Origin of the sequence: Anabaena sp. 90 (genome assembly GCF_000312705.1) — a bacterium.
In the GTDB taxonomy this organism is placed as follows: Bacteria; Cyanobacteriota; Cyanobacteriia; order Cyanobacteriales; family Nostocaceae; genus Dolichospermum; species Dolichospermum lemmermannii.
Genome location: NC_019427.1, coordinates 3,298,986 through 3,312,168, shown reverse-complemented (window position 1 = coordinate 3,312,168; position 13,183 = coordinate 3,298,986). Strand labels below are relative to the sequence as shown.

14 protein-coding genes and 1 pseudogene are annotated in these 13,183 nt (G+C 38.1%); 10 read left to right on the top strand and 5 right to left on the bottom strand.

Going from position 1 to position 13,183, the window contains the following annotated elements:
* Positions 1-44 precede the first annotated feature (44 nt).
* From ANA_RS14440 to bioF, 3 genes and pseudogenes are all read left to right on the top strand, one after another.
* Positions 45-395, top strand: a pseudogene (locus ANA_RS14440) (HAD-IIB family hydrolase); the annotation flags it as partial.
* Positions 392-1,033, top strand: coding sequence for a Holliday junction branch migration protein RuvA (ruvA, locus tag ANA_RS14435; protein ID WP_015080791.1), 642 nt, complete (start codon positions 392-394; stop codon positions 1,031-1,033). The pseudogene ANA_RS14440 and the gene ruvA, both read left to right, overlap by 4 nt.
* 6 nt (positions 1,034-1,039) lie before the next feature.
* Positions 1,040-2,224: an 8-amino-7-oxononanoate synthase gene (gene bioF, locus ANA_RS14430; RefSeq protein WP_085929760.1), complete on the top strand. Its 1,185-nt coding sequence runs from the start codon at positions 1,040-1,042 to the stop codon at positions 2,222-2,224.
* Here the strand turns inward: bioF and ANA_RS14425 are convergent.
* From ANA_RS14425 to ANA_RS14415, 3 genes are all read right to left on the bottom strand, one after another.
* Positions 2,221-2,430, bottom strand: coding sequence for a type II toxin-antitoxin system HicA family toxin (locus ANA_RS14425; RefSeq protein ID WP_015080789.1), 210 nt, complete (start codon positions 2,428-2,430; stop codon positions 2,221-2,223). The two genes, bioF and ANA_RS14425, sit on opposite strands and share 4 nt — an antisense overlap.
* A 2-nt stretch (positions 2,431-2,432) precedes the next feature.
* A complete protein-coding gene (locus ANA_RS14420) occupies positions 2,433-2,651 on the bottom strand; it encodes a type II toxin-antitoxin system HicB family antitoxin (RefSeq protein ID WP_015080788.1) in 219 nt (72 codons plus the stop codon).
* A gap of 129 nt (positions 2,652-2,780) precedes the next feature.
* Complete coding sequence (locus tag ANA_RS14415) at positions 2,781-5,237, bottom strand: pre-peptidase C-terminal domain-containing protein (RefSeq protein ID WP_015080787.1); 2,457 nt, start codon at positions 5,235-5,237, stop codon at positions 2,781-2,783.
* A 313-nt stretch (positions 5,238-5,550) separates the two neighbouring features.
* Between ANA_RS14415 and ANA_RS28255 the strand changes: the two genes are divergently transcribed.
* The 3 genes from ANA_RS28255 to ANA_RS26640 all read left to right on the top strand — a co-directional run bounded on the left by ANA_RS28255 (position 5,551) and on the right by ANA_RS26640 (position 6,514).
* Positions 5,551-5,679: a hypothetical protein gene (locus ANA_RS28255; RefSeq protein WP_256380184.1), complete on the top strand. Its 129-nt coding sequence runs from the start codon at positions 5,551-5,553 to the stop codon at positions 5,677-5,679.
* Between the two features lie 108 nt (positions 5,680-5,787).
* Positions 5,788-6,369, top strand: a complete 582-nt coding sequence (locus ANA_RS14410; protein ID WP_015080786.1) for a Uma2 family endonuclease — start codon at positions 5,788-5,790, stop codon at positions 6,367-6,369.
* A 7-nt stretch (positions 6,370-6,376) separates the two neighbouring features.
* Entirely contained in the window at positions 6,377-6,514 is a 138-nt protein-coding gene (locus tag ANA_RS26640; RefSeq protein ID WP_157749993.1) for a hypothetical protein, read from the top strand.
* Positions 6,515-6,713: 199 nt separating this feature from the next.
* On the opposite strand, the gene ANA_RS14405 is transcribed toward ANA_RS26640, so the two are convergent.
* Positions 6,714-7,643, bottom strand: coding sequence for a Yae1 family protein (locus tag ANA_RS14405; RefSeq protein WP_015080785.1), 930 nt, complete (start codon positions 7,641-7,643; stop codon positions 6,714-6,716).
* Between the two features lie 236 nt (positions 7,644-7,879).
* Between ANA_RS14405 and xseA the strand changes: the two genes are divergently transcribed.
* The 4 genes from xseA to hppD all read left to right on the top strand — a co-directional run bounded on the left by xseA (position 7,880) and on the right by hppD (position 12,472).
* Positions 7,880-9,100, top strand: coding sequence for an exodeoxyribonuclease VII large subunit (gene xseA, locus ANA_RS14400; RefSeq protein WP_041458079.1), 1,221 nt, complete (start codon positions 7,880-7,882; stop codon positions 9,098-9,100).
* Between the two features lie 67 nt (positions 9,101-9,167).
* Positions 9,168-10,523 carry an NYN domain-containing protein gene (locus tag ANA_RS14395; RefSeq protein WP_015080783.1) on the top strand — a complete coding sequence of 452 codons (1,356 nt, stop codon included), beginning with the start codon at positions 9,168-9,170 and terminating at the stop codon, positions 10,521-10,523.
* Between the two features lie 99 nt (positions 10,524-10,622).
* The gene (locus tag ANA_RS14390; protein WP_015080782.1) at positions 10,623-11,333 is read left to right on the top strand and encodes an SDR family oxidoreductase; all 711 of its coding nucleotides are present in this window, start codon (positions 10,623-10,625) and stop codon (positions 11,331-11,333) included.
* A gap of 47 nt (positions 11,334-11,380) precedes the next feature.
* Positions 11,381-12,472, top strand: coding sequence for a 4-hydroxyphenylpyruvate dioxygenase (gene hppD, locus ANA_RS14385; RefSeq protein WP_015080781.1), 1,092 nt, complete (start codon positions 11,381-11,383; stop codon positions 12,470-12,472).
* A 67-nt stretch (positions 12,473-12,539) separates the two neighbouring features.
* Here hppD and ANA_RS14380 read toward each other — a convergent pair whose 3' ends face one another.
* Complete coding sequence (locus tag ANA_RS14380; RefSeq protein ID WP_015080780.1) at positions 12,540-13,025, bottom strand: SH3 domain-containing protein; 486 nt, start codon at positions 13,023-13,025, stop codon at positions 12,540-12,542.
* Positions 13,026-13,183: the final 158 nt, after the last annotated feature.

Below are 13,183 nucleotides of genomic sequence, written 5' to 3'. Positions count from 1 at the left end.
ATACTCCTTATATATAGTCGTTTTCAAACCAAATTCGCCTGACTATACCACAACTTGAAACCGAGTTGCAAAAAACTCAACTAAATGTAAAGTTAATCTATAGTAGTGAAATTGACCTTGACATTTTACCCCATACCAGCGATAAAGGTCAAGCAATGCAGTTTTTACGACAGAAGTGGAAATTTGCAGCCGAGCAGACTGTTGTTTGTGGTGATTCAGGTAATGATATAGCTTTATTCGCTGTCGGTCAGGAACGGGGAATCATTGTCGGGAATGCTCGTCCAGAGTTACTCCAATGGTATCATCAGCATCCTGCGGACTACCGTTACCTCGCCCAAAACCGTTGTGCTGCTGGGATTATGGAAGGTTTAAAATATTTTGGTTTCCTAGAATGATTAGCTATCTTAAAGGTATCGTTGCTGGTGTCCAAGCCATTACTCCTAATCGCGTCATCTTGACCTTAGAAGTCAATGGCACAGGTTACGATTTACAAATTCCCCAACGTTTGTCCAACCAGTTAACATCTACTGGGGATGTGATCCAAATCTTTACCCATTACCAGATTCGAGAGGAAATCCCCATGCTTTATGGTTTTTCTTCTCCTTCCGAACGGGATTTATTTCGCCATTTGCTCAGTGTTAGCGGGATTGGTGCGGCATTAGCGATCGCTCTCTTGGATACAATGGAATTACCAGAGTTAGTCCAAGCCATTGTCGCTGCTAACATCCAAATGCTAATTCAAGCCCCTGGAGTGGGCAAGAAAACCGCTGAACGCATTTGTTTAGAACTAAAGAGTAAACTCATCGAATGGCGCAAATCAGCGGGCTTCTTTGTGGCTACAGGGGGACCCGCACCAGGAATTTTAGAAGAAGTGCAAATGACTCTCTTTGCTTTGGGATATACTGCCCATGAAGTCAGTCACGCTTTGCACACAGTTAGCGAAAATATTGGTTTACCCAAAAATGCCTATGTGGAAGATTGGATTAGACAAGCGATCGCTTATCTTAGCAGTAGTGAAGTAGAGTGTTCCTAATTCATGATCAATAATAATCCCTATGCTTGGATAAATGAATCTCTCGCCACTATTCATCGGGCTGACTGGTATCGTTGCGTGCAAACTATTCACAGCCGACCCGGTGCAACTGTGGTCTTATCTGGGCAAGAGGTTATTAATTTTGCCAGTAATGATTACTTAGGATTAGCAGGAGATGAACGCTTACAAATAGCCGCCATTACTGCTATTCAACAATTCGGCACTGGTAGTACAGGTTCTAGATTACTCAGTGGGCATCGAGAAATACATAAAGAATTAGAACAGGCAATAGCATCTACTAAACAAACCCAAGACGCATTAGTATTTAGTTCTGGTTATTTAGCAAATTTAGGGACAATTGCGGCCATAGTCGGCAAAAGAGACTTAATTTTCTCTGATGAATATAACCATTCCAGCTTAAAAAAAGGGGCAATTCTCAGCGGTGCAACTGTCATGGAATATCCGCACGGTGGTACTGCAGTACTGCAAGAAAAGTTATGGGAACACAGGAAAAATTTTCGCCGCTGTTTGATCATCACTGATAGCGTCTTTAGCATGGATGGTGATTTATGTCCATTACCCCAACTGCTAGATTTAGCTGAAGAATTTAGTAGTATGCTACTGCTCGATGAAGCTCATGCTACGGGAGTGATGGGAAAAACTGGCGCTGGCTGTGTAGAACATTTTGGGTGTACAGGCAGAGAATTAATTCAAATTGGTACATTAAGTAAAGCTTTGGGAAGTTTAGGCGGATATGTTGCTGGAAGTGGCTCCCTGATTGACTTTTTACGCAATCGCGCCCCCAGTTGGATTTATACCACCGCCCTTTCTCCCGCAGACACAGCAGCAGCAATAGCCGCTATGAAGATAGTGCGAGAAGAACCGGAAAGGCGATCGCAACTTTGGCAAAATGTCAATTATTTAAAACAATTAATTACAGAGAATTTACCTAATTTAAAATTATTACCCACAGAATCGCCGATATTATGTTTTCAATTATCTAGTGCAGCCGCAGCATTAACAGCCGGAAAGCATTTGCGAGAATCGGGAATTTTTGCCCCAGCCATTCGTCCCCCCACAGTTAGCACCAGTCGGATTAGAATATCTGTAATGGCTACCCATGAGTTAGGACATCTTCAGAAATTGGTAAAAGTGATCAAAAGTATAGAAGAATTAGACCATAAGGTTTAAAATTTAGGTAATAAATCAGCTTGTTTACAAATTGCATTGGCAGTAATGCGATGCCTACGGCGAGCGCAGCTATCAATTGCACGATGTCTTTTGACGGGAATGGTTTTTATATCATTAGTATAAATAGAATGATTGCCACCTTCCCGCAATAAATAAAATCCATTTTCTTCCAAATATTTAATTAAATCTTTTCGTTTTACGGACATGATTATACTTCTACAGGAATTTGTTCAAGTAAAGAGTTTCCTGTGGGAATTTCTTTATTTTGCTGATGATAGGCAAAAATCATTTCTTTGAGTGCATCTTGTAACATAGCTCTGCATATTTCTAGTGTTTCTCCTTCGGTAATGACTTCTTGCCATTCAATCAGTTGTCCCATATATCCACTATTTATTTTGGTATATTTTGCGGTGTATGTAGTTAACATAAGGCATTAATCAAGAGTATTTTCTAGATTATAACTTTTTTTGAGCGATAGCGAAGCGCTCCGTAGGAATCGCATTCTCCATCATCGAAGAAAAGCGATCGCTAAAACAGCATAGAAAACGTATCCTAATTAAGCAAATCCATTTCTAACAACTGTTCCAGAAGATAAGCGGAATTGCCATTCATAAGTGCTAGATGTACCGCTAACTTCAAAAGCCCTTGCAGCACCGGATAAATGTAATGCGTGTGGTGCAAAATCAATCAGATCAGGTGCAGAGGTATCAAAAGAAGCAAAATCATAAACATCTTTTAGTAAAAATTGAAAACCAACAGTCACAATATCAGTTTCTGGGGAATATTGATAATTAGAAGTATATCTTACATGATGTCCTCCAACAGCCCATTTCCAATTATTATTACCCCAATCATTTCCAGTGGCAGTCATCCAATTATTGTTTACCTGTCCTGAGTAATAGTCTGATCTTACCAGCCCACTAATTGTTGACCAAGCATTATTAACCATTCCATTGAGAATATTATTTTTGTATGCAGAAGATTCTCGAATAGCTTCATCAAAACTAATATTGTAATTGCGTCCGCCATTATTTTCATTAAGATAATTATAGAGTAGTTCAGCCGCATCATCATTACCCGTTGTTGACCAACTATTAGCTAGTCCGCCAATTGCTAATTCAGTAGATATCTCTCCAGGCTTTAAATACCAAGGAGTAGGAAGACTTCCGAAATCATTATTCCGAGCATTGAGAACACTTTGCCAACCGCTATTATTAATTGTCGCAGGGGCAGAATAGTTAACACGAGTAGCATTTAAGGAGAGATTATAATTGGTACTATCAATACTCCAGGGATAGACTCTTACATAGTAAGTTCCCGTCCCTAATTGAGTATTAATTGATTCAGTGCTGCTACCACCAGCAGTAGAACTTGTAATTACAGTCCCTACACTATTCAGTAATTGAACATCTGCATCGCCACTTAATCCTGTTAAATTAAGATTAAAGTTACTCCGACCACTAACATAGAAACGATAGTAGTCATTAGTATCTGCTGCACCTACCCAATCACTAAAACTACGAGAACTATTTAATGTGCCAATATCACGGGCTGTAGCTAGAGTATTACCTGCATTGTCGGAAATTGTTGATCCTTCACTCCAGCCAGTCCAGTTATATCCATCAGTAGAGGAGCGCGTATAAATTTTGTTATCAAAACCCCTATGAGATTGATATAATCTGCTATTAAAAGCCTCTAGGGATGGGTCACTAGGTGTACCACCACCACCATTATTATTCCACCCAGTCCAGTTATATCCATCAGTAGAGGAGCGCGTATAGATTGCATTATCAAATCCTCGATGAGACTGATAGAGTCTACCATTAAAAGCTTCAATTACTGGCGCACTAGGTGTACCACCACCACCGTTATTATTCCACCCAGTCCAATTAACTCCATCTGTTGAGGAGCGCGTATAGATTGCATTATCCAATCCCCGATGAGACTGATAGAGTCTACCATTAAAAGCTTCAATTACTGGCGCACTAGGTGTATCACCACCACCATTATTATTCCACCCAGTCCAATTAACTCCATCTGTTGAGGAACGAGTGTAGATTCTATTATCCAATCCTCTATGTGATTGATATAATCTGCCGTTGAAAAGTGCTAGAGATGGGTCATTTGGTGTATCACCACCACCATTATTATTCCACCCAGTCCAATTAACTCCATCTGTTGAGGAACGAGTATAGATTCTATTATCAAATCCTCTATGTGATTGATATAATCTACCATTCAAAACTTCTAAATCTACACCACTAGGTGTACCACCACCACCATTATTATTCCAACTAGTCCAATTTAATCCATCTGTTGAAGATCGGGTGTAAATACCACTATCTTGACCTCGAATAGACTGATAAAGTCTGCCATTTAAACTAGCGAGAGCAACTTCAGACTTTTCAATCCCAATACTCAACCCATCAACAATCACAAAGCCATGATCATCTTCACCCTTCAACAATACCAATTCTCCAGAACTAATACTTTGTCCCCGCAACAACTTTGACCAAATATCTCCTTCATCTCCAGCAGCATCTACAACATTAATTTGACTATCTAAATAATGCCCAACTTCCTCTAATAAAACCCCTGTAACAGCCTCAACATTACCCAAATTAGCCGCTAAAAATTCTCCAGACAGATAAATAGTATCATTGTCCTTCGCATAGGCTCCATTGAAGTTTTGACCAAATACTAATTCTATATGTGGTGTACCAGTAAAATTATTTTGCGCCCAATCTGTCAATATTGGATTAGCCGACTCCTGATTATAAAGACCAAAAGCAGTCCCCATAATGTAATCTTTTTGAGAATTACCACTGAGTTCACTTAGAAAAACTTTTGTTGCATTAATTGCCTGAACAAACGTATCAATAACCGGAACAGGTAACTGAGAAGAATTATAAGGATTGCTATAGAAAGGATCTTGATAAACGCTCAAACCCTGATGGTTGTAGAAGGGGGTAGATATTGACCCTTGTTGAAAGTTAAAGAATGGCTCAGACATAGATGCTCCTTTTCGGACACAGTTAAATGATTGGCAGATATGTTACCAATCATCGTATGTGAATGTGTGTGCTTTGGCAAGTCCTAATTAGGATAGTGGGTATATTTCTATGAAAATTAGTTGTAGGTTGGGTTGAGGTAACAAAACCCAACATTACCAATGATTTCGTTGGGTTATGGCTAACGCCTCCCGTCAGGGATACGTTCCATTGCTTGGCGTTCACGCAGTGTCCCCCAGGGATACGTTCACGTGACCCAACCCAACCTACCATATAATGACTTTTTGAGGCTTAACCGAGCAGTATTGGGAAGCGATGCCTACGGCGAGCGAAGCTATCGCCCTCTACCAGCAGTCTTTACAAATCAGTGAAAGCATTGGGGATGTCCAAGGTAAAGCCATGACATTATGGTGTTTAGGGCATATCGCAAAACAACAAGGATGACAATTATGAAGCCGCTAAAATGTGGCAACTAGAAGATGAATATGAGCAATTACCATAGGTTTTATAGGCAATTAGGATATTATAAAAATAGCGTAAAAGGTGAATCAGATGGTTGTCACAATTTCTCAAGCTAAAAAAAATCCAGTTGGAGCTTTGCTATCAAATCTAACATGGGAAACTCTGGAAAAATTAGATGCAGATTTGGCAGAAACTGGAGCGCAGTTAACTTATTTAGATGGGTATTTAGAAATTATGACTCCTTTATCTGATGCCCATGAAGAACCTAAAAATACTTTAGGTCAGCTTTTAGAGATTTATATGCGGGTGAAAAATATTCGTTTTTATGGACGTGGTAGTACAACAATTGGGACAAAAGAATTAGGCGCACGCAAAGAACCAGATGAGTCTTATTGTTTGAGTACACGCAAACCAGTTCCAGACTTGGCAATTGAGGTAATAGTCACCAGTGGTGGAATTGACACCCTAGAAATTTATCGTCGAGTCGGAGTATCAGAGGTTTGGTTTTGGCAAGATGGTGTAATTTCGGTTTATTGTTTGCGTTCTACAGGATATGACTTAGTAAGTAAGAGTGAATTATTACCAGAATTGGATTTGCGGTCACTAGAGTTTTATTCTCGAATGGCAGATCAATATGATGCAGTGAATGATTTTATGCAATCGTTGATGTAGAGAAGCGATGCCTACGGCGAGCGAAGCTATCGCCCTCTACCAGCAGTCTTTACAAATCAGTGAAAGCATTGGCAATATCCAAGGTAAAGCCGCGACTTTGCACTGTTTAGCTAACAAATGGCAAACAGTTAAGGTACTTTCTTAAACTTCCAAATTTTGAAAGTGCTGCAACAAACATCAAAACAAGAAACTGATGGTATAAATATGCTGGTGATCAAGCTATCCTTAACTCCTTATCTTCATCGCTATTATTATTTTCTTCCATTTTTATTCGATAGATAATTCCATTCAAACTTATAAAAGAGACGTTTCATGAAACGTCTCTACATTGTTTTTCAAAACATCTAATCAACTTTAAACCTAGCTAACAATTCCTCACGGGAAAGATTAGATAAATTAAGTAATAACTGGGTTCTTTCCGTTAAAGAAAGTTCCATCATCGGAATCACAATAGTAGATAACTCCTCATCTAAATTACCAAAACGCACCGCTAACAAACTCTCGACCATCAAACGCTGTCCGTCTTGTTGTCCTTCCTGTCTTCCTTCCTGTCTTCCTTCTTCTATTCCCTCTTGTTTCCATTCTTCACACTGTTTAAGATATGCTGGTGATAAACTCATAATTAACTCCCTTACTTCTTCATCATTGACATCACTATTCAATTCTAAATTTTTCTGCCAAGATGCGAAAATTGCTACCAGTTTGTTCAATTTATCATTCTCTCGTGAAAGTTCAACAACTTTGCTGATAGCTTCAGTTTGAGTTTTGCCTTTTCCCATTGCCCTTAACCATAGTGTATCCTCTATTATGGGTAATTGGTTAATAGCAACAATAGCCGCTTTCTGGTATTTTGGCAGAAAATAAACTCCTTTTTCCCATCCCTCCTTTGTTTTTGCTCCAAACCCTTCCAAGATTCTTTCAGAACAAGTTGGTGTTAAAATCCATAGAAAGGGTAATTCTTCTTCAGAGATAGAACGTTTTTCTCTTTTTGCTTGTCTTAACAATTCACCCTGAACGCTATACAATTTTAACAAACAACTTCTAATTTCTATCTCATTACGTGCATTACGGTAAGGTTCAAAAAGACAGCTTGTAACTGCCATTTTTCCTAATAATCCTAATTCTGAATTTATAACTGTTGTTGTCGGAACAAACCAAACATCTATTTCCTGAACTTCGCTTTTTACATCTTTACTGGTTTTGACCTCTCCTAAAGGTGCTAATAATTCTTCTAGATATTCTTTAGCAAGTTGGTCGTGCGGTTGTCTTGTCATAAATTAGTATTTTCTTATATCAGTATATAAAGTTTTATTATCCCGATTCTCAAAGCGTGAGGGAAATTATCAATAATCTGCACAAATCAAGGCATTAGACCTTTATGATACAATAATACTAACTCAATTAAGAACTCTCCCCTAATTTTTTTCATTTTCCAATCATCAATCCATGAACAAAAGGTGATCAAAAAGTCGGGGATCTCGGTTATTTGTATCACCTATCACCTACTGCTATGACCTTTGACTTTCCTAATACCGCCCTTTCCGTAGCTGGTTTAACCGACTATCTAAAATTACTCTTAGAACAAGATGAAATTCTCAGACAAGTGTGGGTAACTGGAGAAGTTTCCAGCACCAATCATCACCAGAGTGGGTTATTTTTTACATTAAGAGATACTGATAGTACAGCCGCGATTAAGTGCGTGGCTTGGAAAAGTCAAGTAGCAAAATTAGCACAAATGCCAGTTCCTGGTGAACAGTTAATTATTTTAGGCAGTATTCGTATTTACCCGCAACGGGGAGAGTATCAATTAACAGTGTGGCAAGCCTTACCTGCTGGTGTAGGTTTACAGGCATTACGCTATCAACAACTGAAAAATCGCTTACAGGCTGAGGGACTATTTGATACAGAGAGAAAAAGATACTTTCCCTCACATCCGCAAATTATCGCCGTTATTACGTCCCCAACAGCAGCCGCTTGGGGTGATATTCAAAAAACCCTTAAACATAGATATCCCGGCTTACACATCTTATTTTCTCCCGCAACAGTACAAGGTGAACAAGCACCAGCATCTATCGTAAAAGCCATTGAACGGGTTAAAAAAGATGGACGTGCAGAAGTATTAATTTTATCAAGAGGTGGTGGTGCTGTTGAGGAATTAGCTTGTTTTAATGATGAAAGAGTGGTTATGGCTGTTGCTAATTGTCCAATTCCCGTTATTACTGGTATTGGACATGAAAGGGATGAATCCTTAACTGATTTGGTGGCCGATTTATGCGTACATACACCAACAGCCGCAGCGGAAACCGTAGTACCTGCATTGGCTGATTTGCAAATTCAACACCAACAGCGAATTACAGGCTTGTGTACAGCCGTAAATTCATCATTAGCAGCTAGGGAAAAGCAACTTCAAGGATTAAAACATCGGTTGCGTCAATTGCGGTTAGATAGACAAGTAGAACAGGAAAGAGACAAGTTATCTTGGAAACATCGGCAATTATTACAGGTAACAACGGGAAAATTACAACAGGCCGACCAACACTTAGAAATGTTACGACAAAAATTGGCTAGTATTGACCCCAAGTCCGTTTTACAGCGTGGCTATGCAGTGGTGATAACAGAAAATGGTGTAATTCCTCGTTCTGTATCAGAATTAACTATAGGAGAAAATTTAGTGATTCAGTTGGCACAAGGTAAGGTAACAGTTAAAGTTATAGAAGTTACTGAAGGTTGAGTTCTGGAAAATATATTTTCAGACTTGAGGCTTCATACTCAGGATGCTCTACTGTACGCTGTAAGCTATGTCCTATCATGATTCTGCCTTATTACAAAAAATCTCTGTCGAGATTTGTCAATCAATTATTGCTATTCAAAAACAGCAACCAGAATTCTTGATTGCAAAATATCGAACTATTAACTGGCAAATATCTACAAATAAATCGGCTTTAAGTACAAAATTCACAGCCATACTCAGTCAAACTCAAAGCTGGGATGAATTATTACAAAGACTGCAATCATCACTTAAAGCGGTGCTTGTTCCCGCAGCTTTTGATTCACAAATACTATCAGATTTAATATCTGCTGTTGAGCAGCTAAATCCAGAAAATATTGATGTAAATACTAACCATTTACTCCAACGACAATCTGCTAGTATAACTATTTTGCTTTTAGATGCAGAAAACCTGCAACTAAACACGAATACAGAAAAGTTTTTAACTACAATTTGTCATTGTCCTGTACAAGTTAAAATTGCTTTTGCTAATTGGTCAAATCGCGGAAAGTTGGATGTAGAATTACATGAACGTGGCTATGATTTAATTCATGTTCCTGCTGGTAGAGATAATGCTGATGGTAAAATGATTGCGGTGGGTTCTTCTATTCATGAACGCTATCCTCATGTGAAGGAGGTGTTTGTTTGTTCGTCAGATAAGGTAATGACAAACTTATGTAATACACTACAACAAAATGGGATATTAGTTTATCAAGTTACTCAGCATGGAGAAAATATTAAAGTATTCAATAGTTTAACAAGTGAAACTATTAATTATTCTCTTAAACCTTTGCCAGAGATACCATCTATAGAGCAGTTTCTTTTGCAAATGAAGGGTTTGATTAAATTACAACAAAAACAAACTAAAAGTTATTGGATTAAGCTTTCGATTCTGTCTAAATTATTTAAAAGCAAACATCAATTAACCATTAGCCAAATTATTGCTCATCACTTTCCCGGTAAGCAAGCCAAAGACGTATTTATTCACTATCCATCTGAGATTGTAGTTCATCAAATTGATGAGAAATCTGAATTATATGTCACCCTTTTTGAACATCATCAATCGAAATCAGAAAATACTCAGGATAATTCACAACAGGAAATTCTGACATCAAAAGTATTATATCCTATTAATTCTTCCGCAGATTTAGAGCAAGCAATCAAGAATATTTTGACTAATTTAAGCAAGGTAGATAATCATAAATCTGTTGATATTAGTATTTTGGCAAGTAAATTTTATCAGCAATATGGTAAACCAATAACTGAACAAATCAAACAATTAAAGATTGGGGGTAGTTTTGCTAAATTTCTCCATTCTTGTCATTCTTTGCAAATTCAGCAAGTCGGTAAAAAATGGGAAGTGGGTGTGAAAAAATCTGAACTATGATTTGTTGGATTTGGATAATTAATTTGATTTAGAGAATTAAACCCAGAATACCGAGATAGACTGTACTATAAATATAGTCTGTAAAGAAATGTAAATATTATGATGCTACAAGATAAAGTTATTGTCATTGTCGGTGCTACTGGTGGTATTGGTTCTACCTTAACTCGTCAGTTATCCTCCACTGGTGCGAGGTTGGTACTTGTAGCTAGAGACGGGGAAAGTTTAGCAGCATTAGCTAATGAGTTATCAGGAGAGGTTCTGACAGTTCCTACTGATATTACTCAACCCCAACAGGTAGACGCATTAATTCAAAGGACAATAGCTCAGTTTGGACAAATTGATGTTTTGGTAAATGCAGCTGGAGCGGGTATTCTCAAAGCCTACAACACCATTGAATCGGCAGATTTAGATGCAATGCTGGATTTGAATTTAAAAGGCTGTTTTTACACCACTCAAGCCGCAGCGAAGGAGATGCAAAAACGGAAATCTGGTCATATTTGTAATGTTGTCGGTATTCTTGGTAAACATTCAATGCCTATGGCTGCGGCTTATTCTGCGTCTAAGTTCGGTGTGGTGGGTTTTAGTAAATGTATAGCGGAAGAACTGAAACGCTTTGGGGTGAAAATTACGCTTTTTTACTTTGGGGGGATAGATTCTTCTTTTTGGGATAAGGTAAATTTAAAAGTAGATCGGAGTAAAATGCTGAGTTGTGAAACTGCGGCAAATGCTATTTTTTATGCTTTATCTGCCGAACCCCAGGCTATACCCATGGAAATTAATATTCAACCTGAGAGTCATTTATTTTTTTAGTATGTCATAGATAAAGGTGATAGTAAATACTGGATTTAAAATAAATTATGCTGCAAATTGATCACGTTCACTTTTATGTCGAAGATGCCCAAAGGTGGCGAGATTGGTTTGTTTATTGTCTTGGTTTTCAAACAGTAAATGATGGCTTTTTTCCAAGTCTTTCTCATCATCAAAAATCGTTACATACTCGGACAGAAGTGGTGAAAAGTGGATCTGTCTACTTTTTACTTTCTTCTGCGATTTTACCGACTAGCCCGGTGGCTGAGTTTTTGCGTCAACATCCTCCCGGTGTGGCTGATATAGCCTTTGTAGTTGATGATGTGGAAGCTTTGACAGCAAGGGCTATAAGTAATGGGGCTAGGATTCTTCAACCTGTTGAAGATGCTGGATTTTGTCAGTATGCCAAAATTGCTGCTTGGGGTAGTTTAAATCATACGTTAATTACTAAAAATACAGCAAGAATAGCAGATAACGAAAATATTTTACATGATTCTATTACGGCGATTGATCATCTAGTTTTGAATGTGGGAGTTGGTGAATTAGAAACTGCTGTTAATTGGTATCAAAAAATATTTGATTTTCAACCTCAACAAACTTTTAATATTAAAACTGATCGTTCTGGTTTGCATAGTCAGGTAATGATTTCACCTCATGGTAATATTCAATTACCAATTAATGAACCGGCTTCGCCTAGTTCGCAAATTCAGGAGTTTTTGGATGTAAATCGAGGGGCAGGTATTCAACATATTGCTTTATTAATACCTGATCTTGTGAATGCAATTTCTCGATTTCGCGCTGCTGGTTTATCTTTTCTTTCTGTTCCCCAAAGTTACTATTCCCAGCTACAACAACGATATAAATTTTCTCTGTCAACTGAAGAATTACAAGCTATATCTCATCAGGAAATTCTGGTAGACTGGCATGAAAATTCTCACCCAGGTCAGTTATTATTGCAAATTTTCAGTCAACCAATTTTTTCAAAACCAACTTTTTTCTTTGAGTTTATTGAACGTCGTTCTTTTGCCCAAGGTTTTGGAGAAGGTAATTTTCTGGCTTTATTTCAAGCTATTGAACGTGAACAAATTAAACGCGGTATTGATTTCCCTTCCAGCCAGCCAGGGAATAAATTCCCTGTCTAAAAGCTAAAGTCGGTTAAAACCGACTATTTTATCAGCATAAATAGGATAATTTTTAATGCTCACCTATTTACGGGGAACGTTGAATGTTACCTGCTTTTACCCAACCTTCTTTATCGGTATCAGCAATGCGAATTTTTTGCCATTTTTTATCGGCGCTTTCTTCTAAAATAATTACTTTTTTATTACCACCAACTCCACCAGTTGTGGAAGAATTTGCATCTGGTTCAGACCGCATACTTAGTCCTTGCGCCCAAGTAACAGTTCCTTCGTAAGCATCTGGTGGTAATGGTTTGGGTGATTCTGTGGGTGTGGGAGTGGGAGTAGCTGTAGGGCTAGATGTGGGGTTGGGAGTAGCTGGTTTTTGCGGTTGAGATTTGGGAGTGGCTTTGGGCTTTTTAATTTGTTTAGAAGGATTATCGTTAGCATACAGTGGCTTGGGAGGAGTTACTGCGGTACGGTTAACAAAATATAGGGCAACTGTTAAGCCAGTACCTAATAAAACTGCGATCGCTAAAATAAAACCGAGTATAACTTTAAGTAAGTTTGTAAGCATATAGTAGGGAATTGGTAATTGGTAATTGGTAATTGGTAATTGGTAATTGGTAATTGGTAATTGGTAATTGGTAATTGGTAATTGGTAATTGGTAATTGGTTAGTTTTTTTCTTCTTCCTTCTTTCTTCTTCCTTCTTTCTTCTTTCTTTTCTTCCTCC